The following is a 23,884-nucleotide window of genomic DNA, read 5'->3' as shown; positions in this document are numbered from 1 at the left end:
AGGCTTTGGCTAATAGCCAAAACAACTGTTTTAAGCGTTTTTGGGCGGCTGAAAAATGCTTGAATCTACCGCATGAGAATACGAATTGTGATATTCAAAATTTGAAGAAACTTGATCTGCAGGAATAATCTTAGGAATAACCTCCAAATCATTTTGATCAAAAAAAGCGACTACAGAATGCACACAACTGTGTTGATGTTCAAAAGGTAACTTCTCGTGATCTTCGCGTTCTTCCTGATGTTCTCTGTTGTGTTCTGATTTAAGTTCGCCGTAATGCTTATCAATAAACGTGATTATAGTATCGCCAAAAGTCTCCTGGTGATACTCATAGTGCGCGATTAAATCATCTATATGCAAAAAATCCCCAAAACTTACATTGAAACTTTGGGCAAGTATAAAAACCGATAAAATTGCGGTAGCGATTTTTTGCATAGGGTAAATTTAAGTAAGAACACTTCAACATTAACGCAACGTATAAATTTTAGAATCATATTAAATAGTTTGTAACAGCTATGATTTTATAACCAAAATCTATTGAAGATAAAACTATTACCGTTTTAGCGTAAAATGTGATTTGAACTCAGCTGGACGATCTTCAAAAATATACTCAACTCTAAACCAGTAATCGTCTGAAGGCATATTTACCCCTCGATAGGTCCCATCCCAGCCCGGGCCAGATGGAAAGATGTTTTTTATAAGTTTCCCAAACCGGTCAAATATAAAAATTTGTGCCTCGGGGTAGTCTTCGAGCGCTGTAATGTTCCAGGTATCGTGATACCCATCATTATTAGGTGTAAAATACTTCGGAAAATCTATAACCTGCACCTCAACAATTGTAACTCCACACGTGCCGTTAATGCCGCGTACAGTAACGGTATGTGGCCCCGGCAACACATTTATAAACTCGGGTGTGTTTTGAAAAGCCTGGTCGTCTAATTGATACTCATAATCCCCATACCCCTGAATAATCGCAACCCGTATTCCTGAAACATCTTCAAAAGGCCGGGTAATTTCTACTTCTACAACAGGCTCTGCAGATTCAAAAACTTCGACAGTTGTGGGGTTGTAATTACAAGCCGCACCCACGTCTGGAGTGAGTTTCTGGGTTGAAACAGTATAAATACCGGCCTGTTCTACTGCAAATGTTGAGCCCTGATTAACTTCCTGACCATTTAAAAACCAACTTACTAAAAATTCTGCCGGGTCGAGTCCCGAATCTAATAAAACACCACTTTCTACCGCTCCTGTGGCTGCATTTCTACAAACAGTACCACCGTCAACAGTAAAATCTAAAAGAGGATACACAATGACTTCAAAAGAATCTTCAGCAAAACAGGTTGCATTGTTTAATGCTTCTGCATATTTAAAAATCGTGTAAGTTCCCGGTTGTAATTCATATTCAGAAACAGGGATGGGATTTTGTTTGTTTCGGCTTAAATAATAGCCCTGAGCGAACACATCTTGTGGTAAGTCTGGTAATCTATAAACCCCACAAACCTCAACATCTGCTTCAGGAATTAAAACCGGAGTTTCTGAAATGGTCACGGTAAAACTACTTTCATCTTCACAAAAAAACCGCGTTCCGTTACGGGCATAAATAAAAATCTCCTGCGTGGTCGTTATGATATCACCTGCATTTAACGGCGTACCCTGACCACCAGATGCTGTGTAGTAGTTTCCTGAGCTAATTGCCGGCAATGTGAAGCTATCACATGATATCACATCATTAAAGGTTTCTACTTCAACTCCCAGGATATTTATGGTAAACCTGTTTTCTGAATAACAAGACGGGAAATCATCGTATGCATTATAAACAAATATGGTTTGTGTTGTTGTAATCTCAGTTCCCGAAAAAAGCTCCGTTCCTCGTCCCTGTGATTCAGTAAAATACCTCCCGTTATTTAAATCGGGTAATGTGTACGCTTCACAAGAGAATACAAAGGTTAGATTATCTACAGGCAATGATGGTCTAATTTCAACTGTAAACTGTGTTTCATTTTCACAAATACGTACCTGATTATTAATGTAAATCGTTTGTGTCGTATTAATGACATCTCCTGCATAATACTGCGCACCTGATCTCCCCGGACCCTCAAAATACTCCCCGTTTGTTAGTGTAGGTAAGGTATACGTATCACCTTCACATAATAATTGATCTGACAACGTATCAACTGGTGGAGTATTTATCACTTCTAATTCAAAAAAGGAATTATTGGTACAATTAGGACCATCTGTTGTGTTTACGTAATAATAAATACGCTGTGATATATTTAATACCGTTCCCTGCGGTATAAGTATACCGCCACCTAATGCAGCAGTATAAAAATCACCTGCTTCGACAGTGGGAACTGTAAAGCTGCCACAAACCGTCATATCTGTATACTCTTCTACAATAAAAATGCGCCATTCATAATCATTAGTACAGCGGCTATCATCTGCAAATATGTACACAGATTGTGTTTCTTCAATTAAATCACCTGCGTTTAGTGGTGTTCCCTGTCCTTCGGGTTCTGTAAAATAGTTCCCATTTGTTAATGCCGGAAGGGTAAAATTGTTGCAAGCCACCACATTTGCAGGCATATCTACGAGCGGCAAGGGGTATACAATGATGTCAAAAGCATCATCTCTACACACTGAATTATTCTCATTGAAATAAAAATAAATAGTTTGAGAGGTAGTTAATGCTTCCCCGGTATTTAGACGTCTTCCTGTTCCGTCTGGCCCATTAGGCTGCGTGTAAAATGCACCTGCCGGAGTAGGAGGAATACTAAATTCGCCACAAGCTTCTACTTCGCTTAAATCAAACTCTGTAACAAATGTAATACTGAAAGAAGACTCGTTGCTACACCCATTAGCATCAGGCCCATTAAAAATAAATAGATCTATATCTGCTGTAATTATATCTCCTGCATTATACCGAACCCCAGTACCATTAGATCCACTAAAATAATTTCCGTTTGTAAGCGGTTCTAACTCGTAAGCATTACAGGTAATTACATTACCCAATTGATCTACCGGTGGCAAATCATTGATAATAATATCAAAACTTACCGTTCTAAAGCAACGCTCATTAGACGCATATGAAACCCGTGCCCAAAGTGTTTCTCTAGAATTTCCATCTTCAATAACATAAGTAGCACTTAACGCATTTTGTGCGGCATTTGCATCATTCTGATTTGCATAGTAGGTAATCGTAAAAAGCGCAGGATTTTGACCATTGAGAATGCGGTTGTCTATTTGATTTAGATTTATAGTTAGGTCACTTCCCGGGATGGTACAAACCTCAATTGGTGCAGGTTGAGTTATAGTAATGGCGGGTAAAACATCAAGATCAAAATTATAGGTAGCGCCACAAATAGTGCCGCTTATTAAATTACGTAATCTCAAATAGATAGTTTGCCCTGTACTCGAGAATGCTGTAGTTTGATTTGCAGGAATAGGATTATTTGCATTTAAATCTGAAAGCGATGCATAATACATAACTTCAAACTGAGAAGAATCTACGTCTAAAGCATCTGCATCATTTTGTGTCAAATCAAATATGGAAGGATCTCCACCATTAGGACATTCTTCAAGATTTACTGGCGGAGTGACCGTGAGTTCGTTTATCGTTAAATCATCTGTTACTTCACACCCATTATTGGTAATGCGTACCGTGTAAGTTCCACTTCTGTTAACCGTTATGCTACTTGCATTTTGATTAGGAATTACTGTGCCATTAAAAAGCCAACTGTGGTTATAAACCGAAGCATCTAAACCGGTTTCTAAAGTTGCCTGATCGCCGCTACACAATGTACGGTCTGGCCCCAGATCTACACTAGTATTAAAACTTCCGCCGGCAAGAAAAATAGCCGAATCAAAATTTGTGTCATTAGAATCTCCTATAACAATACGCACATTATAGGGTGTTCCCGGAGTTAAGGTAGATGCGGCATTGAGAACCTGAGTATAACCCCGCATATTTATGGTAGACTGTGCATTTGTGACTTCGTACGAGTCAAAAAGATTTTCATTTACAGAATTGCACGTAGGATTAAAACGCTGATCTCTAATATTACGCACCGATACAGATTCTCCAGAAGCGGTAATTGCAAGATTTTGAGCATTACCTGTACTCAAATCTGTTAATACAAAAGCAACAATATCTTGAGAGGAACACTGCCACTCCCCGTATTCATTAGAGGCAAAAATAAAATCGAAACTAAAATTACTGGAAAGCGGTGTAAAGTTAAATTCTAAAAATGAGGTTTCGTTAATCTGAGCACCACTACCGGATGCATCATTCAAATTTTGAAGATAGGTATCTGAGTTTGTGTTTAATTCACTGCTTAAATCTGCGGTATTGCCTGTATATGCCCCTCCGGTAAGAGTTGCTATTCCCGTGCGTAAAACAACTCCGTTAGCTAATGGAAAGGCACCTCCATTATTAGAAAAAGATCCTGCTGCCTGGATTGATGATATGGAAACATTTGAAATTTCTGCACAAGAATCGTTGAATAGCAAATCAACCAACTCCCCTGCAGGGCGTGGATTACTAACGGTTACTTGCTGAGCGTTTAAGCTGAGACTTATTAAAGCTATTAAACAGAGTATTAATCGAAGCATTATTGTGGGGGCTCTTACAATTTTTAAATAACTAGTGTACTAAAGTTAGTACTTAACGCTAATTACACCCCATAATTGCCTGAATATTAACAATCTTCAACTCTAATTGTTAACGTTAATTATTTTTAAAAGCTATTACATCCCCCGCTCTTTCTGAATCGTCTCATACGCTTCCCTAACCTTAGTGAATTTTTCTTCTGCAGGGGCGCCAGAAGATTCAATTTAGCCCCTATTAATTTTTAAAGTCTAAAACTTTACCAACTTTACAAAGCCCTTGTCGACGTAAGAATATATGTAGTTTTCTCCAAAAAAAATTAATGCATCTTTAATATCCTTTTTTAAATCTTTTGATTCTTTAAAATCTTTGATTTTATCATATAAGTTGGGGATTGTTTCAGTATCCAAATGATTAAAATTCGAATCGAAGACAGCACTAAAAGAAATCCATCTATCACTTACCGCACTTAAATCACTTATAGGCAAGGGGTTACTATATAAATAATTTTGAGGTGCCCCATCAAAATTGACTGCCCCTGCCATTATGACCCCGGGATAAGAACTTCTGTTTGCGCCAATACGCATCTGTATGGTATCATTAATTTTTCTAACGAAAATTGCCGATTCTGAGGAAACCACTTTTCTTATGAATTGTGAAGTTTTTTCTAACACCCGTTCTTTGACATAGGCAGCGCCTCTAAGTCTTACTTCAGTGTTTCTAATACCTATATTCTCATCTTCTTTTACACTAAATCGATAATCCATAAGTCCTGATTCCAGATTTTTAACTTCTAAGATCATTTCTTTTTTATTTAACGCGAGCTGATAAATATATTTATCTTTTATAAACGAATTAGATTCCCTCATTCGACCTTCACTTGATAGCGGCTTTGGAATATCCTGTAAAGCCATTTTCCCATTATCCAGATTAAATTTAATTAGTCTCGTAAGTTCGGGATCCTGATCAAAAGTTAACCACAATTCCTGATTGAACACATAGCTTTTATTTTTTAATGAAGCTCCAAGAAACGAATCTATCTCATTGTTTTCAATAGGACTTATTCCTTTTTGATAAAAGAGATATTTGAGCTTCTCGTCACTAAAACCTGGAGCTTTGAACTTATAATGAGAAAAATCATAGCTCTTTTTGGAGATTTTACTGGCTTTACTAATTGTGTAAATCGACAACTCCTGACTATCGAGGCTCACAGTAAGTAAGTGCAACTTATCTTTAATAAAAAATGAGCCTAAAAATTCTTCGTTTATAAACTTTTGAAGCTGCAGAATTTCTTCAAACTTTTGATTCTGAAAATTATACGAAATGAGTGAAAACCTATTTTTAAATATTCCGCCCGAAAGCAAAAAAAGCATTGAATTATCAACAGATGCAGAAGATAAAATTTTGTAATTTTTAAAAGGGGAATCGGTTAAATTTACCTGTTTGACTTGATTGTATTCAGCATCAAATGTGGTAATCTTAACATCTGATGCGACTCGTTGCACTACATATAAAAGGCTATCTCGACTTTTTATCAGATTTAGTTCTTCGTCTATATTGTAGGCATTTATTTTGTCTATTAAAGGTATAGAGGCAATTTCCTGAGAAAAGGTATTTGCACTTAAAATTACAATAACTGAAAAAATATACCTGGTCAAAATCAAAATTTAAATTAGTCTATTAAAATATTACATTCCCCGCTCTTTCTGAATCGTCTCATACGCTTCCTGAACCTTAGTGAATTTTTCTTCTGCTCCCTGACGATACGCTTCATCCATATGCTGTAGTTTATCTGGATGGTATTTTTTTGCCATATTACGGTATGCTTTCTTAACTTCTGCATCTGTAGCCGATTTCTCAATTTCGAGAATTTTATAGGCGCTTTCCGCATTTTTAAAGAACATAGCTTTTATGCTTTCAAATTCGCCACGACTCAACATTAAATAACCGGCTATTTGAGAGATTTGATTAACCTCTGAAGTTGATACCGTACCATCTGCCTGTGCAATACCAAATAGAAAATGTACGATTTGTAAACGCACTTCTCTTCGCGTACGCTGGGTCAAATAGGTGCATATACGCTCTACATTAATTTCACGCTTTTTTATAACTTCATTAAATGTTCTAAAAGTTGCATTAGCTCTGTCTTTACCGTAGGCCTGCACAAAATATTGACGTACATAATCCATCTCTCGTTGACTCACCTGCCCGTCTGCTTTGATTACAATAGAGCACAGCGAAAGTAAATTGAGTTCAAAATCACCTGGAGTAACAGTTTGTTCTGCTCTGCTAAAAGGTGATCTACCACCTGTAGCTGTCGTTTCTTTTTTATTAAAAAACAAACTATCTAAAAGTGTACCTATAACATAACCTGCAACTGCCCCTAATAAACCTCTGTATGCAAAGCCTATAATGGCTCCTATATATTTAATCATTTAATCTTCTTTATAATGACATCAAAACTTGTGCTGATGTAAACTTATTCTGTGCGGTGCAAAAATAACGCCTTTGTAACTTGTAGGTCTTTAAAACAGCGAAAATGTTACCCGGTATTACCTGCGCAAGGGATTGAAGCCTTTGTGAAGCTCGTATGATTTGCCCGAGCAAATCATACAGCGACGGCTGAAAGCCCGACCCTATGGGTTGCGCTAAAAAATCAAAAAAAATCAATAAAGCTTATGTAGGGTTTGCAAAAAGTAGCCGACTATTATTTTGTATCTTTGTAATCTTAAATTAAAACAGAACTTATGTATCCAGCAGAATTAGTAAAACCTATGCGTGAAGACCTTACTTCTGTAGGTTTCACAGAATTACATACAACAGAAGATGTACAGGCAGCAATGAAAAAAGAAGGTACAACTCTTGTGGTTGTAAATTCGGTTTGTGGTTGTGCCGCAGCTAATGCAAGACCAGGAGCGCGTATGGCTCTTCAAAATGCTAAAACTCCAGATAATTTATATACTGTATTTGCAGGTGTTGACCGCGAGGCTACAGATCTTGCACGCAGCTTTATGGTACCTTTTCCTCCTTCATCACCCTCTATGGCGGTTTTTAAAGATGGGGAATTAGTGTATATGTTAGAGCGTCATCACATTGAAGGGCGTCCTGCAAACCTTATTGCAGACAATCTAATTGATGCTTTCAACGAATATTGCTAATTAACTGGCAGTTAGAAATAAAAAAATCCCTACTCGTTAAAGTAGGGATTTTTTTATTTTATGTATGTTGTGTTACATTGGTTCTAAGAATTTGAGTTTACTTTTGAACCACTAAACTATTGAATGGTATGCCTGGTAAAAAACCTCTCTTACACCGCTTTCATGCCTGGCGCTATAAGCATATTTCTAAGACAACATTTATTTACTTTCTAGCAATACTTACCGGGTTGCTGGCAGGATTAGGTGCGGTTCTTATTAAAAATATCACACACATAATACAAATGTTACTTGAGGGTAAACTTGTAGAAAATTACCGCTACGGTTTCTATTTCTTATTTCCTATAATAGGTCTTGCGATTACCGTTCTCATCGTAAAATATGTAATACGTAATCCATTAAGTCACGGAGTTCCTATGACCTTACGCGCAATTTCGAAGCGTAAAGGTCTTCTCAAAAATTATCAAATATTCGGATCGTTATTAACAGCTCCTATTACGGTAGGTTTTGGAGGTTCGGTAGGTCTAGAAAGCCCTACGGTGGTCACCGGCGCGGCGATTAGCTCCTACCTATCTCGTATTTTTCATATGGATCAGGCAAACCGCACACTTTTACTGGGCTGTGCTGCTGCAGGCGCGATGTCCTGTATTTTTAAGGCACCTATCGCTGCAATCATTTTTGCAGTAGAAGTTTTTAGTCTTGACCTTACCTTGCTCTCCTTAATGCCCTTGCTTTTGGCTTCACTCTCTGCCATATTAACTTCGTATTTCTTTTTTGGTTCAGACACTATTTTACCTTTTGAATTGAAGGATGCCTTTACTATTGCAGACTTTCCGTATTATATGATATTAGGAGTGGTTGCCGGATTAGTTTCGGTATATTTTAGCAAAGCCTATTTTAAAACCAGTAAACTGTATAAGCGATGGGATTCTGCTCTCATACGTTTACTAGTAGCCGGGGGCTCTTTAGGAATACTGTTGTTTTTGATTCCGCCGCTATACGGCGAAGGTTTTGACATGATAAACGAGTTGCTAGATGGCAAGGCCGTAAATGCCTTAGGCGAAACCTTTTTTAATGATTATTTAGATAATGTCTGGGTGGTTATTGCCTTACTCGCAGGCCTTGTGTTTTTTAAAGTTATCGCCTCTGCAATTACATTTGCCGGTGGTGGTATAGGTGGTATTTTTGCTCCTGTACTCTTTATGGGAAGCGTTATGGGTAATTGCCTGGCTAAGATTATTAACAACCTGGGGCTCGACGGTGTTTATATTTCTGAAACAAATTTCACCCTCGTAGGGATGACTGGTTTGCTTGCAGGTGTGCTACATGCCCCATTAACGGCGATCTTTCTTATTGCAGAAATTACTGGTGGCTATGGTCTTTTTATCCCATTAATGGTTACCGCCGCAATAGCCTACGGGATTAATAAATACTTTTTGCCTCACTCTGTTTATGGCATGGAGCTGGGACTTAAAGGTGAACTCATAACACACGATAAAGACCAGGCTGTACTTACGCTGCTTAACGTAAATGATGTAATTGAATCTAATTTTATTCGCGTACGCCCCGAAATGACTTTAGGTGAAATGGTAAAAAATGCAGTTGCAAAATCTGCCCGTAATTTATTTCCGGTAGTTAATGAAAATGATGAGCTCGTAGGTGTAATAACCTTAGATGATATACGTGAGATAATGTTTGATGCCACGTTGTACGATACCACTACCATAGGAAGTTTAATGCACGCTGCGCCAGAGTATATCTATTTAGAATCTGACCCTGCAAAGGTGGTAATGCGTAAATTTCAGGAAAGTGGCGCGTGGAATTTGCCGGTGATTAAAGACGGAAAATATCACGGTTTTATATCAAAATCAAAATTACTAACCGCGTATCGTCGTATGTTGGTTAGTTTTTCAAGAAAATAATAAACATACTTTACCCAAAAACAAGTTATGCGCAACCTCATCATAATTCTTTTCTGTATTTGCTGTCTCACCCTGGCCTATGGTTTTTACCTGCGCTATTTTACAGATGACGTACTTACTGGAGATCGTTTTTTAGGACTTACAATACTAGCCGTATCGTTTATTGTAATGCCTCTGTTTTTATACCACCGTTGGAAAGACCGAAAAGTTAAAGATTACATGCTAGACGAAGATAACATAAGGAAAATGAGAGCGTTCAATGACAGCAAAGAATCTCGTAAAAAACCTGAAAATCAATAATTTTTGGAAATTTATTTACATTTAGTTAACCTATATGTTCTATAAACTCTTAGCTTTGTATCAATATTAATTTTTTACAATTTTACAATGAAAGGTACAGTTAAATTTTTTAATGAATCAAAAGGTTACGGATTCATTACTGACGATGAGACAGGAAAAGACATCTTCGTACACGCAACCGGTTTAAACGGTGAAGTATTAGAAGAAGGTGACCAAGTAGAGTACATCGAAGAAGAAGGAAGAAAAGGTAAGGTAGCTGCGCAAGTACGCGTGCTAAACGACTAAGATATATATAAGTATATTTAAGATTCCAAAAACCCGCTCACCTGTAGCGGGTTTTTTTATGCGTGATTGTCAACATACTTTGCATCAAGTTGTAAAGAAAGATACAGCACTAAAAAAGGTGTAAATAAGTTGAAATAGGTAATATCAAAATGAGAATCTATAATTGCGCCTTTAAATCCCGTATCATTTACAATAATAAAAAAAGCAACGACAACCGGGATGGCAAGCGCCACAAAGCTATTGCGTAAAAGTTGCTCAACTGTTTTTAATTTACTTAAAAAATAAATAGACAACCCTGCTAAAAGCAAACTCAGCCACAACGGTAGTTGCCTGTTTTGTAGTGTAAATGGATTTTCAGCATAGAAAACCTCAAAAGACGGACACGTATAAAATACCAAAGCTCCTAAGCAAATCGCCGCTGTAAAAAATCCTAAAAGGAATTTAATTCGCTCACTTAAAGATGCTTTTATAAAAGGTAGAGTAAACAATATCCCAACAGGTAACGCAAAAACGAGACGGGTAAAAATTAGCATTCCCGCTAAAATACCTAACAAAAATGCTCTTTTTAGGCCTTCGTTATTGGTCAGTTTAAATAGATAAACAAGACCTGCTAATACAAGAATTGTATTGCTCACGAGATCACTTTTTACTACAATCTCATACAAATACCACAACGAACTCATAAGCAACAATAAACTTACGATGCGTATTGCGTGTGATTTAATTAGTTTATAAATAATACCGGCAAAAACTAAAAAGGTAAAACTCTGTAAAAGCCCTACATCTCCTAAAAGATAAAATGGCAATCCTATGAGAAAGAGTGTTGGTAAATTAGAGGTTCTGCCACCTAGATGATCTAATGCGCTATAGGGATAATTTCCATTTAATAATGCTGCTATACCTTCGGTCATTGCAGACCAGCGATCTATATGAAGAGCGTACCCATTTACTTTAAGATTAATATAAATAGTAATTGCAAAAAACAATACGACAAGTCCATAAAAGATATGGTTTGCTATATGTTGAACAGGTTTAAATCGCTTCGGAAACTTAACCACTAATACCACTACTAACCCGGTATATAAAAAGGCTATAAGTGTAACCTCAACAACTTCAAAATAACGAAAACCATACTTAAACACATACACCCAATTTAAGAGTATAAGCAGAGTGAGGCAAAATTGAATTTGACGTTTACGGGTTAATAACATTAACTTTATACCTAGTATGAGAGCGTTTTTAATGTATTCAAAAATGCTTATAAACTCCTGTAATTAAAAATAAAGTTTATGAAGACTTTAAAAGTAGCCGCAATTCAAGCCGATTTAAAATGGGAAGATCCAGAAGCTAACAGATCGTATTTTGATAAAAAAATTGACAGTCTTAAACACGAGGTAAATCTTATTGTGCTACCAGAAATGTTTTCGACAGGTTTTAGCATGCAACCTCAAGGAATTGCAGACCAGGGAGAAACCTTAAACTGGATGCTTGCTAAAGCAGCTGATCAAAATTGTGCATTGGCAGGAAGTCTTATGGTTTTTGAAAACGAGCAGTACTACAATCGCTTTTATTTTGTTACGCCAGAAGGTGAGGCTACTACTTATAACAAGCGACACCGGTTTACTCTTGCGGGCGAACATAAAGTTTATGAACGTGGTGACAAGCCTGTTGTTATAAGTTATAAAGGATGGCAGATTTTAGCACAGGTATGTTACGATTTGAGATTTCCGGTTTTTGCACGTAATACAACTAATTATGACGTGGCTATCTATGTGGCAAACTGGCCTAAAAAACGAATTTTTGCCTGGGATACCTTGCTTAAAGCAAGAGCTATTGAAAATATGTGTTACACTATAGGTGTAAATAGAGTAGGTTTAGATGGCAATAACTATGAGTACAATGGTTACAGCGGAATTTACGACAGTCTGGGAGCAACTTTAGCTTTCGCGGAAGCTGAAGAAAAAACCATATATGCAGAATTATCTAAAGCTCATTTGACTGAAACGCGGGAGCACCTAAATTTTTTAGCAGATCAAGATGCATTTGAACTTAAATAATTCCGTTTTTTTGTTACTCCTGATTGAGAATAAACGTCTCTTTAGGATACCATCCTGATCGTATATCTAGTTCCTTGGGGTAATATAAAACCTCCTCTGGCTGTCGTTGTTCTAAGAAATTACCGGTATCAAATTTTCCGTTAGCATTAAGATCTACGATTATTCGTGCAAAATATTTGCCGGGCTCTATTCGATCAAATTTAAATTCTAACTGCCCTACTGCTCCTATTTGCTCACGTTTGACATCACCTTTTTCGGTAACGAGTTGTACAATATGTTGTACTTCTGCTGCCCCTTTTAAGGTAATATCAAATTCCCCATAATCTGAATATTCTTTAGTGGTGGCTCTGAAGCGTAACGTGTCATTTTTACTTCCGTAGAAATCTGTAAGAGCCTCCGGAAGCATCGTGATTGCGTAAGATTCCTTTTCTTCAGTAAGAAATTTAAGACTCAGTTGTAATTTTTTAGGAAACACCTCAACCTTAAAATCGCTTACAAATGTTGAATCTTTACGTTGTATTGAAATTTTTGTAGTGTCAACAGCGACAACAGGAATAGTACTGTTTAATATAAAATCTTCTTCTAAAACCAGACCTGTAGAAACGGGGTTGATCTGCAACGAATCTGGCTTTAAGTTACGTAAACGCAGGTAAGCCGTATCTGTTTTTTTGCTTGTTAGTGTTTTAAAAATAAGAGAATCTGTCTGCACTTTTGGAGTAAACCAGTATTGTAAAGAGTCCTGATCTTTCTTGCGGGTAATTAATGATTTAAAGCCTTCTGGACGCGCACTTATTAACTCGACATTTATGCTGTCTGGATTACCCTTATAGGGGAATGCGATACGTTGTGCAGCAGCTTGCTTAGGCCTGCTAACTTCTGGCGCTAATTCTTCGTTAAAAAGATTGAGCACATACACAGAATCTGTAGGCACCTCTATAAATGAGTCGTAAAATGCAATTTTATCTTTTGCAGGTTGAAAAGTATAATTGTTATCTGCATCTTTTAAAGCCGCTAACCGGTAGCGACCTGCTTTCACGTTTGTGATTTCAAAAACATTAGAACTGTCTAACGTATTGGTAACATATCGTGGTACTTTTTTATAAACCACAGAATCTGTATATGTAGAGTCTGCTTCATAAAGCATAACGGTTACATAATTATCTGCTTTTTGAAAAAGTGCATCACGTATAACACCCACTACCTTTAATGAATCTATATAATCACCAGTAGAAAAAACATATTTAAAAAAGGAAAACGGATTTCCTTCGTTATTATCAGTAACACTTTCCCCAAAGTTGAATACGTAGGTTGTATTCGCTATCAGAGTGTCCATAATTTTTATATCTATAAATCGAGAAGCGCTTCCCATAGGTGTTATGGAGGCCTTAGGATCCATAGGAGGAGAAACAATAAGGTTTTTATTTAGGTCCTTCAGCTTAATAAATTCATCAAAATAAATGCGAATCTCATCCCCTTCAAAATTTGTAGAATAGTTAGGAGGATCTGCACTTACCAGAACGGGAGGCGTCTCATCTTTAGGGCCACCGGTAGGTGTACCTCTTTTTGCACAATTTACTACTAAGAGAAGTAGTAGCGAGACGATAAACAGCTGTGAACCTTTTTTAAACATAGCAGCGCAAAGTAACAATTATTTTTAAAGATTAATACTAGAAACCTGCTTTGAGACTTTAGCAAACACCTATAAAAAATCTATTTTCATTTAGTAACGTGGCTTTCTAAACGGCTATTGCCATGACCGCTACACTCAACTTAATATTTGTTGTGGTATTTAATGCTAATGCGCAGCCTTCTACTGTACCTCCTGTTGTTATTAAATCATCAACTAAAAGTATATGTTTTCCTGCAAGTGTGTTGTTTTCGCGCAGCGCAAACGAATCTATAACTTCGGTACTCCTAAAACTTCTGCCTAAAAAAACCTGTGTGTTTGTGGCTTTGGTTCTATACAAAACATCATCTAAATATGGTTTTTGCAAGGCAGTAGCAATTGCTTTTCCAAAACCGGCCACTTGATTGTATCCGCGAGCTTTCAGTCTTTTTTTGTGTAATGGTACAGGAATCACACAATCAATAGTTTTAAATGCTTCCGTAGCCATTAACTCGCTGCCCAGCCATTCTCCTAAATAAGCACTTACCCGCTCCTGCCCCTTATATTTTAAATTGTGAATAAGATGTTGTACGCGTGTTTTTTTATCAAAATAAAACAGAGCTGCAGCATTTTCTACTGAAGTTCTACCGTATAATAATTTTAATATAGGATTGTACGTTGTAGTATGAAAATGAGCAAGAGGTAACGCATGCCGGCAGGATGTGCAAATGAGTTTTTCTCCGATACCGAGTAATTCATCACAAGCACTACATTGATCTGGATAAAAGAGTTTGAGTAGCGACATTATCTCATTTTGATTAAAAATTATAACTTCACACTAAGATATAAAATCGTTTGCATGAGTGCTAATCGCAATAACAATGCTTTAAAGATTCTAATCGGTATACTTTTTTTTCTGCTTTTAGGCTTAGGAGTTTATACCTATTCATTCTATCAAGAGCTAACTGCGAATAAAGTCGCATTATCTGAAGAGAAGTTACTACTTCAAAATGAATTAAGTGACCTGCTCGTCACGTATAACTCTGAAATTGAAAGCAGTAAACTTATGAGCAAAGAGCTGCGCGAAGCCAGATCACGAATCCAAAATTTACTGAATCGTTTAGAAAATTCTACGACTTCTCAAACTACCATTCAAAATTACCGAAGAGAATTGAGTATTCTTCGGAATGAACGAGATGTCTTACGTAAAAAAACAGATAGTTTAATGCTTGCAAATGCGCTCCTGGTATCTCAAAAAACTACGGTAGAAGCAGCTTTTGATCAGAGTGTAGTTCAATTAGATTCATTACAAGTTCAAAACAATACCCTAAAAGATGACCTTGCCAAAGGTTCTCAGCTTACAGTTAGCAGGTTTACTTCTGCAGGAGTTATTTTACGACGTAGCGGTAAACGATTACCTAATGATCGCGCAAACCGCATAGATAAACTAGAGATTTGTTATACTGTAAACGCAAATGAATATGCCAGAGCCGGCGATCACGATTTTTACATTCAGGTTATAGATCCTCGTAACAATGTTATGGGAGAACGTATTTCTTTAGCCTTTGGCGAAAACATTTTAATCTACAGCGCTTATCAGGAAATCGCTTATCAAAATGAAGAAGTAGAATCGTGTGTACTCATAAACCCGGCTATAGATGAATTTTTACCGGGAATTTACCGCATCAATTTATTTGAAAACGACCGTTTATTAAGTAATAGCGTCTTAGAATTAGAATAAAAACAATCCTTTAAAATTCCACTTCATTGCTCCGGTTTTTTTATTTTTACCGGCTGTTTCTCAATGGAGAGACCTCTTATACCAATTACAAAAGCAACATACTAAATGGCACAACAGGAAGATCATTTTAAAAAGGTAATATCTCACGCTAAAGAATACGGATACATTTTTGGAAGCAGTGAAATTTATGATGGGTTAAGCGCGGTATATGACTACGGTCAGAACGGAGCAGAGCTTAAGAAAAACATTAGAGATTACTGGTGGAAAAGTATGGTGCAAATGAATGAAAATATTGTAGGCCTTGACGCTTCGATTTTTATGCATCCTACTACCTGGAAGGCTTCAGGTCACGTTGAGGCATTTAACGACCCACTTATAGATAATAAAGATTCTAAAAAAAGATACCGCGCAGATGTCTTAATTGAAGATTATGCCGAAAAAATAAATCAGAAGGCACAAAAAGAAATCGAGAAAGCTAAAAAGCGCTTTGGCGATGCTTTTGATGAAGCCGAATTTGTAAGTACAAACCCAAGAGTTCTTAGATACCGCGAAGAGCAGGAAACCATCTTAAAACGTATGGCGCGTTCTTTAGAAGCTGAAGATCTTGCTGATGTTAAAGCTCTAATTGAAGAACTAGGAATTGCAGATCCTGACACAGGTTCAAAAAACTGGACAGATGTGCGTCAATTTAACCTCATGTTTGGTACAAAATTAGGTGCTTCTGCAGAGACAGCAACAGATTTATACTTAAGACCGGAAACGGCTCAGGGTATCTTTGTAAACTTCTTAAATGTTCAGAAAAGCGGTAGAATGAAAATTCCTTTTGGGATTGCTCAAACCGGTAAGGCTTTTAGAAACGAGATTGTTGCAAGACAATTTATCTTTAGAATGCGCGAGTTTGAACAAATGGAAATGCAATTTTTTGTACGTCCTGGTGAAGAACTTAAGTGGTATGAGCACTGGAAAGAAACACGCTTAAACTGGCATTTATCTTTAGGTTTAGGAAGAGAAAATTACCGTTTTCACGATCACGAGAAACTTGCTCACTACGCAAACGCAGCTGCAGATATCGAATTTAATTTCCCTTTTGGTTTTAAAGAATTAGAAGGAATACATAGTCGTACAGACTTTGACCTTAAAGCTCACGAAGAGCATTCGGGTAAAAAACTACAATTTTTTGATCCTGAATTAAACGAAAGCTATGTGCCTTATGTGGTAGAAACCTCAATAGGTCTGGACCGTATGTTCTTAGCTGTCTTCTCACAATCTCTTGAAGAAGAAGAATTAGAAAACGGTTCTACGCGTACGGTTTTAAAATTACCGGCAATATTAGCTCCTGTTAAAGCAGCTATTTTACCACTTGTTAAAAAAGACGGTCTACCCGAAGTGGCCCGTAAAATCATAGATGATCTTAAGTGGGATTTTAACGTTGCTTACGACGAGAAAGATGCTGTAGGTCGCAGATACCGCCGTCAGGATGCTGCAGGAACACCATTTTGTATAACTGTAGATCACGACACCTTAGAAGACGACAGCGTAACCATACGTGACCGGGATACTATGGAACAGAAACGAGTGAAAATTTCTGAATTAAATACAATACTTCATGATAAGATCGATTTCAAAAATTGGATGAAATCTTAATTCTAAGCAATATATTTTTATTAAAAGCCCTTAACGGGGCTTTTTTTAATCCGTATACTGGTAACTTTCGTACATTTATAGACCCTATTTATACGTTATGATAAAGATTTACAGGTTTTTATTTAAGAAGCAAGCCTATTTACTAATTCCGCTATTTAGCCTATTCTTTTTTGTTTCAGAATCCTTAAAAGCTCAGGAAATTGAAGGCCCTTCACTAATAAGATCAATTCAATTTGTGAAGGAAGTACCAAGTTTAACCTCTCAAATCGAAAAGGGAATTTTTCAAACTCCTTTAAAAGCTACCGAAATTCAGGAAATAAACCCTAAAAGACGTACCACAAATCAAGTTGTTCCTGGTAAAGGTTTTCCTAAAGATGGTGATCCTCTGCTAAAAACCCAGAAAAGCAAAAGTCCTACAAAATCTTATATTCCAGAACCTATTCGGGTTTTTGAAGCCAATACCTCTCGCTTCACACCTTCAGATCCTACAGGAGCAGTAGGGCCTAATCATTATGTAGCTGCCTGGAATGCCGGTTTTAAAATCTATGATAAACAAGGAAATCTTTTAGTAGACGAGGCTTCTTTAGGAACGCTGTTTGAAGGCAATACCGAAGGTGACCCTATTGTTTTATATGATGCACCTGCAGATCGATTTATAATAACAGAGTTTGAGAAAGACAATGATTCGGGTGGCGTTAATGGTTTAAATATAGCAATCTGTAAAGGTCCAGACCCGGTTAATGATGGCTGGTATGTATATACAGCAGGTTTTGAAACCGGTGAATTTCCTGATTATCCTAAATATTCGGTGTGGCACGATGGCTATTATATCACCTCAAATATTACCATAAATACAGACCGACAGGGAAATCAAAGTGACGCCATATTTGTTATGGAACGCGAAAAAATGTTACAAGGTCTTACAAATGTTGGTTTTTTAGGCTTCAGTTTACCCACTCTGCAAACCAATGGCTTTTTTAGTCCGCAGTTTTTTAATGTTAGTAGTCCGGAAGCTCCTGCAAGTGGGCCCGCAACAGTCGTTTTTTTACAAGATGATTCCTGGTCTGGCGTTACAGATGATCACCTCAAATTATGGGATGTGAATGTTGACTGGACGACTCCTCAAAATTCGGCAATTTCACAACCTCGCATCATTACCGTTTCAGATTTTAACAGCGTATTTGATGGAGGCGCTTTTTCAAATCTTCCGCAGCCCGCAGGACCAGATATTGATGCCTTGCAGGGGACGATAATGAATCAAGCTCAGTTTAGAAAATTTCCTACCTATAATTCAGCTGTTTTCAACTTTGCTGTAAATGTCGCACCGGCCGGTCAGGAACAAGCTGGAATACGCTGGTACGAAATGAGACAAACCGGTGATGGCCAACCATGGACTGTTTTTCAGGAAGGCACTTATGTATCACCTACCGGAAATAATGCTTTTGCAGCCAGTATGGCGATGGACTCACAAGGAACTATAGGGATGGGGTATACAACGGTAAGTACAAGTACACCTGTCACCATAAATTACACGGGGCGCTATGCAAACGACCCGTTAGGACAAATGTCTGTTCCCGAAGCGCTCATTAGAGCCAGTACAGGGGTTAGTGCTTCAGAACGCTATGCAGATTATACACATTTAACTGTAGATCCTGTAGACGGAAATACATTCTGGTTTATTACAGAATATTTTAATGCAGAACGTAAAGACTTAATAAGTGTTTTTAAGCTCGCTCCAGATCTTGCAAATGATTTGCAGGTGGTTTCTATAGATACTCCAGAAGAAGGTACCCTAACAAATACGGAAACTATTACGGTAACACTGCGTAATGCAGGGACTGCAACACAATCTAATTTCCCAATATCCTATAGCATAAATAATGGCAGCGTAATTACTGAAACATTTACAGGAACTCTCGCTTTTAATGAATTTGCAACATACACATTTATGCAAACTGCAGATTTATCTAGCATGGGTCAACGCTACACGATTTCGGCTCAAACTGCTCTCCCTACAGATGAGGACACCTCTAATGATGCGGTTGTAAAAGCTGTAGAACATCTATGGCAAAATGACTTAGGGGTAACAGCGCTGTTAAAACCACAATCTCAAACGCGACTGGGTAACAGTGAAAGTATTTCTATTGAAATCACAAACTTTGGGACTGCCCCGCAAACAAATTTTCCGGTATATTATGAGGTAGATAACGGCGCACGTGTAACCGAAACCTTTACGGCAACAATTGCTGCAGAATCTACAGCAAATTATACATTCACCGCATCAGAAGACTTTTCAGAATTACGCCCTTATACCATAAGCACCGGTACTAATTTAGCCACAGATAGTAATGCTGCGAATAATAGTATTACTCAAGAAATTATAAGTTCATATTGTACTCCTATGGCAAACTGTACCCTGGCCAATGACGGTATTACAAGTATAAGCTTAGAAGGCACAACGATAACCACGACATGTACTTCAGACGGTTATAGCGACAATACAGATATTATATTTGACCTTGATATACAGAGCAACCCCTACACCGGTCAATTGCAAGCCGGTTTTGAAAATACAGGTTATGCTATTTTTATAGACTTAAACAACAACGGCACGTTTGAAGCCTCAGAACTGGTTTCTAATAACACTATTCCCTTAGCGAATAGAAATACACCTTTTGAACTTACACTGCCAGCAGGAGTAAGTTTAGGCACGTACAGAATGCGCTTACGTAGTAAAGACAGCGAATTTGGAGGTGACTTGCTAGACCCTTGTGATGATATCGCATACGGTCGTATAACAGATTTTAGCGTACGTATTTTTAACAGTCTTTCCGTGGAAGAAAATATATTTCCAGATGGAGACCTGGTCATTATAGAAACTGATAAAAATCAATTTCAAGTATCGCTGAGTACAACAGAAGTAAGGGATAAAATGGCGGTCACCGTTTTCTCAATTTCAGGACAAAAACTTGCAGAAAACTGGATTAAAAATGAATACGGAAGTTTTAAATACGATCTCGACATGTCGTACGCCGCAAGTGGAGTTTATATTGTACGTATAGGCAATAGCAAAGGCGGCCAATCTAAAAAAATTATTGTGCGTTAAAAAAAGGCGCGTAGTTGTACAGTTCCCGTGTGTATTGTTTTTGAGGTCTCACTTTTTCTGCCAAAATAAGCCAGATTGAGATCTAAAAATTTTGTGATTCTTTTTTGCGCCAATGCCGTCCACGTAAAATTAGCGCCTGGCTGCAAGCCTTCGAGCATTAAATACGCAACAGGAGAAAATGCACTCCCGCTAAATGCATTACTAATGTATTTTGCCTCTGCATTTAACGAGACTTTTTCGGTGTTGCTATACGAGAACGAAAGACCCAAATCTTGCTGCTTTAAATACTCCTGTTCTCCAAGTGTATTTTCTTTAGTCGCAATACCGTAAAACGCCTCAATTCTAGAATTATCACTATATAAATAAGCTATTTTGGGGTTAACCGCTACGCTGGAAACATCAAAATTACGCTGCTCAAAATTTGCTGAAGTACTCGAGTTTGATCCCAAATCTGCTTTTAAATTAAACAGGTAACTCGCTTTAACCTTGTGTAAAAAATTAAATTGATGGCTGCGTAATTCATTAGTTTGTAATCCTAACGAAACTAAATTACGCGTTGTATTTGCTAAGTAAGTATAACTGGTCGTGTATTTCTGCTTCCCTCTATTAAAAAATAAGGTATTTCTAAAATTGAGATTCAATCCTAAAGCATCTTCCCGCTCATTAAACGGATTCAAATCAAAAGAATCTCCCGCTCTCAAAATCTTCTGGTCTATTAGATAACTTGTCTGGTTGTAAAAATGAGAGACAAATTTTTTAAAACCACTCTGCCCGCTCCATTGCTGAAAATCTAAAGTCAGCAGCTGACTGAATTTATTTTGATGCGTTTTTATAAAAATCTGATTGGGGAGTAACACTTTTATAAAGTCGGCCTCGTCTTTAAATTGTGCAATTTCAAATTCTTGAAGTTGTTGTATTGCATCACCATTATAATCATTCCACGTGTAGACACCTTGTCCCTCATCAACTTTTACATAGGTGAATTCTTGCTGTGGAAGGGTGCCGCTGCTGGTTTCAAAAACCGTATTTAAGCGCATAATATTTTTAAAAAGACGCTGATCAAAAAGTAATCTTGAATTTAAAGACCGCTCAGTCTCTTTAGTTTTTTCAGAAAAAACCAATTGCCTGTAGTTTACAAAAAGACCCAGAGACGTGGTTTTCGATTTTATTAATTGTGATTTTAAGTAGTAGGTATTGCTGTGATTTACACGCGCTAAACCAGGACCGCGTAAACTGTCGTTTACCCGGTGTCTGTAGCCTAATTCAACAAAAACCTGAGTACTGTCTCCGCGTCCCACAAAAGCTTCAACCGACTGAAATCGCTGACTTAAAGGATCTAATCTCCCCGTTAGCGTTTGGGTACCTACATTGTTTTCTGCTCTCAATTTTGCGCCAATCCACGATTTCTTGTGACCATAAACAGTAGTGCTATTCAGTCTGAAAAATTCGGTTTTTGACGTATCTGCTTCGGTTTTGAGATAACTTGTGTTTAAAAAAGTACGTAAGTTCTTATGCCTGTAATTAGCCACGATACTGTTTCGGTTTCCTGTATATGTATTTGAATAGCTGAGATTTTCAAACCGATAATCTAGAAATCCGCGCGCAGAGTCTCTTAGCTGTAAACCTGTCGTAATTAAAGCCTGGTTTCCTTTAGGAAATACCGGTAAATTCCAGTCTCTGCTAAATTCAATTGCATACGTACGCTCTATATTTTCAAAGTTATCTTGTATATAATCTACTGTTGCAAAAGCATCTAAAGACGTTGCCTTGCTGTTGCCTAGTACACGATGTCGCACATCAAGTTTACCGGCAAAACCCGTATTATCCTTATCATTTAAATCTGAAAATAAATTAAGATCGCGTTTGCTGCCTGCGCCTTCAAAGGAAATCGCTGTTTTGTCTGAAGCGTTGTACGAGCCTTGCACAACTGCCATCTGCAATTGTGTTGGGGCAAAAAGACGCACTACCGGTGCAAAATCACCTTGTGAAACCCCATTTAAAGGCGCTACAAATTCATAAATACGATTAACCGCTGTAGCCGTACTCAGGCGGTAATCTCCCTCATTAGGCCCTACTTGCGTAAAACGCACATTAAACAATGCATCTTCAGGATTATTTGAAAAAATATAAACATCCTGCCCATTGCGTGTTTCCTTTCGGTATAAAATTTTGTTCTCGTTATAGGTTTCGGGGTTTACCCCGGGAGCAAACATTTGAGATGTGTCATCTCCTGCACGCTGCAAAACAGCTACTTGATCTGCATTTAAATTTTGTAAGAGAGGCTGATTTTTAGCATCGCTTTCAGAATACACATGAGCATTTAACTGCAGGCGGTCATCATTTGTCTTGTGATCACCTCCTGCATATGCAATAATTCTGGTGAAGTTTTGCTCACTGTATTGATATTCTACCGAAATACGCATCTCACTCGTAATGGGAAACGTGGGATTAAAGCGCAATTCACCGGCATTGTAGTCTATCACATAATCTGCTGTCTCACCGCGCTTCAGCAAGACTCCGTTTACAAAAACACGCTCGCTGCCACTCACAATGAGCACATATAATTCTCCGTTAGGCCCCGTTAATTTATAGGGTCCTTGATTACCTTCCTGTCCCGTAAATCGGCTTTGTGTAAATACTCCGCGTACGAGTGCAGCGGTCGCAAATAAATCTGTTTCGGTTGTTGAGTGATTTAAAGTTCCGCGAAGCGAAAGCCCCTGTACCTTTTTTGAAAATCTGCCAAAATAAGAAGTGTTATTTTCTAAATTAATATCACCGGCTCGTATACTCCAGTCATCGCTATAAAGTTCAATAAATATCTGGTCAAACTCATCTAGACGCTGTGAATAGCCGCCATCTTGCTGCGGAATATTAGCATCCTGTAACGACGCCCTCAAGGAGACACGTTCACTCAGTTTACCTGTAATCTGAAGGTCTAATTCGCTGTTTAAAGTGCTGTTCTGGTTGTTGCCAGAGGTGACACCACGTACTAAACTTCCCGTAACATCAAGCCCATCAAATGGTACAATCTCTTGCTTTGAATTTTCCTTTTTGAGCGCATATACCTTCTCCAGATTTCCAGAACTTTGTACAACTAAATCAGGATCGTATTCAAAATAACGCCTGGTTAAAAATTCTGGATATGTTCTATAGTGCACTCGTATGGAATCTGGTAGGTTCTCGTTCTTTTTAAAAACAAGTAATGAAGTACCAAAATCTATAGTGTAGGCGGTGCTGTCTATTAAGTTCCCTTCTTGGCTGGTAACTCTAAACAATGCCGGATTAATACTTACTGAATCGATACGTATTGTATCGCGTACCGCATACGTTTTGGTCTTGATTTCTGCAAAACCGCGATCCTGAGCAAAACTGCTTAAGCACAGAGAAAATAGTAATAAACAGGCAAGGTTGCGCATCGGCTATAAAACTACATGAAAAAGTACAAAGCATACCTGCGTTCTTAACTTT

The 23,884-nt window shown here is 37.7% G+C and carries 16 protein-coding genes; 8 read left to right on the top strand and 8 right to left on the bottom strand.

Features of this window, described 5'->3' with window-relative positions:
- Positions 1-30 precede the first annotated feature (30 nt).
- The 4 genes from P164_RS15345 to P164_RS15330 all read right to left on the bottom strand — a co-directional run bounded on the left by P164_RS15345 (position 31) and on the right by P164_RS15330 (position 7,035).
- The gene (locus P164_RS15345; protein WP_028377215.1) at positions 31-432 is read right to left on the bottom strand and encodes a hypothetical protein; all 402 of its coding nucleotides are present in this window, start codon (positions 430-432) and stop codon (positions 31-33) included.
- Positions 433-549: 117 nt separating this feature from the next.
- Complete coding sequence (locus P164_RS15340) at positions 550-4,605, bottom strand: T9SS type B sorting domain-containing protein (protein ID WP_028377214.1); 4,056 nt, start codon at positions 4,603-4,605, stop codon at positions 550-552.
- Positions 4,606-4,851: 246 nt separating this feature from the next.
- A complete protein-coding gene (locus P164_RS15335) occupies positions 4,852-6,258 on the bottom strand; it encodes a hypothetical protein (RefSeq protein WP_028377213.1) in 1,407 nt (468 codons plus the stop codon).
- A gap of 30 nt (positions 6,259-6,288) precedes the next feature.
- Positions 6,289-7,035 carry a TerB family tellurite resistance protein gene (locus tag P164_RS15330; protein WP_028377212.1) on the bottom strand — a complete coding sequence of 249 codons (747 nt, stop codon included), beginning with the start codon at positions 7,033-7,035 and terminating at the stop codon, positions 6,289-6,291.
- Between the two features lie 312 nt (positions 7,036-7,347).
- Between P164_RS15330 and P164_RS15325 the strand changes: the two genes are divergently transcribed.
- The 4 genes from P164_RS15325 to P164_RS15310 all read left to right on the top strand — a co-directional run bounded on the left by P164_RS15325 (position 7,348) and on the right by P164_RS15310 (position 10,262).
- Positions 7,348-7,758 (top strand): BrxA/BrxB family bacilliredoxin, encoded by a 411-nt coding sequence (locus tag P164_RS15325; RefSeq protein ID WP_028377211.1) that lies wholly within the window; start codon positions 7,348-7,350, stop codon positions 7,756-7,758.
- Positions 7,759-7,886: 128 nt separating this feature from the next.
- Positions 7,887-9,677, top strand: a complete 1,791-nt coding sequence (locus tag P164_RS15320; protein ID WP_028377210.1) for a chloride channel protein — start codon at positions 7,887-7,889, stop codon at positions 9,675-9,677.
- A 27-nt stretch (positions 9,678-9,704) separates the two neighbouring features.
- The gene (locus tag P164_RS15315; protein ID WP_028377209.1) at positions 9,705-9,977 is read left to right on the top strand and encodes a hypothetical protein; all 273 of its coding nucleotides are present in this window, start codon (positions 9,705-9,707) and stop codon (positions 9,975-9,977) included.
- 87 nt (positions 9,978-10,064) lie between these two features.
- The gene (locus P164_RS15310; protein WP_028377208.1) at positions 10,065-10,262 is read left to right on the top strand and encodes a cold-shock protein; all 198 of its coding nucleotides are present in this window, start codon (positions 10,065-10,067) and stop codon (positions 10,260-10,262) included.
- A 56-nt stretch (positions 10,263-10,318) separates the two neighbouring features.
- On the opposite strand, the gene P164_RS15305 is transcribed toward P164_RS15310, so the two are convergent.
- Positions 10,319-11,404 (bottom strand): hypothetical protein, encoded by a 1,086-nt coding sequence (locus tag P164_RS15305; RefSeq protein ID WP_125411787.1) that lies wholly within the window; start codon positions 11,402-11,404, stop codon positions 10,319-10,321.
- 147 nt (positions 11,405-11,551) lie between these two features.
- On the opposite strand from P164_RS15305, the gene P164_RS15300 reads away from it, so the two are divergent.
- Positions 11,552-12,319: an amidohydrolase gene (locus tag P164_RS15300; protein WP_028377206.1), complete on the top strand. Its 768-nt coding sequence runs from the start codon at positions 11,552-11,554 to the stop codon at positions 12,317-12,319.
- A gap of 13 nt (positions 12,320-12,332) precedes the next feature.
- Here P164_RS15300 and P164_RS15295 read toward each other — a convergent pair whose 3' ends face one another.
- Both P164_RS15295 and P164_RS15290 read right to left on the bottom strand, forming a co-directional pair.
- Positions 12,333-13,949 carry an Ig-like domain-containing protein gene (locus P164_RS15295; RefSeq protein ID WP_028377205.1) on the bottom strand — a complete coding sequence of 539 codons (1,617 nt, stop codon included), beginning with the start codon at positions 13,947-13,949 and terminating at the stop codon, positions 12,333-12,335.
- 106 nt (positions 13,950-14,055) lie between these two features.
- Entirely contained in the window at positions 14,056-14,730 is a 675-nt protein-coding gene (locus tag P164_RS15290; RefSeq protein ID WP_035899898.1) for a ComF family protein, read from the bottom strand.
- Between the two features lie 54 nt (positions 14,731-14,784).
- On the opposite strand from P164_RS15290, the gene P164_RS15285 reads away from it, so the two are divergent.
- The 3 genes from P164_RS15285 to P164_RS15275 all read left to right on the top strand — a co-directional run bounded on the left by P164_RS15285 (position 14,785) and on the right by P164_RS15275 (position 20,416).
- Positions 14,785-15,666 carry a hypothetical protein gene (locus tag P164_RS15285; protein ID WP_028377203.1) on the top strand — a complete coding sequence of 294 codons (882 nt, stop codon included), beginning with the start codon at positions 14,785-14,787 and terminating at the stop codon, positions 15,664-15,666.
- A 105-nt stretch (positions 15,667-15,771) separates the two neighbouring features.
- Positions 15,772-17,310 (top strand): glycine--tRNA ligase, encoded by a 1,539-nt coding sequence (locus tag P164_RS15280; protein WP_028377202.1) that lies wholly within the window; start codon positions 15,772-15,774, stop codon positions 17,308-17,310.
- Between the two features lie 97 nt (positions 17,311-17,407).
- Positions 17,408-20,416 (top strand): GEVED domain-containing protein, encoded by a 3,009-nt coding sequence (locus tag P164_RS15275; RefSeq protein ID WP_051621375.1) that lies wholly within the window; start codon positions 17,408-17,410, stop codon positions 20,414-20,416.
- Here P164_RS15275 and P164_RS15270 read toward each other — a convergent pair.
- Positions 20,413-23,832 carry a hypothetical protein gene (locus tag P164_RS15270; RefSeq protein WP_028377200.1) on the bottom strand — a complete coding sequence of 1,140 codons (3,420 nt, stop codon included), beginning with the start codon at positions 23,830-23,832 and terminating at the stop codon, positions 20,413-20,415. The two genes, P164_RS15275 and P164_RS15270, sit on opposite strands and share 4 nt — an antisense overlap.
- Positions 23,833-23,884: the final 52 nt, after the last annotated feature.

The sequence above is a fragment of the Leeuwenhoekiella sp. MAR_2009_132 genome, from assembly GCF_000687915.1.
In the GTDB taxonomy this organism is placed as follows: Bacteria; Bacteroidota; Bacteroidia; order Flavobacteriales; family Flavobacteriaceae; genus Leeuwenhoekiella.
The sequence above is the reverse complement of the archived record's forward strand: the minus strand, read 5'-3'. Positions and strand labels throughout refer to the sequence as shown.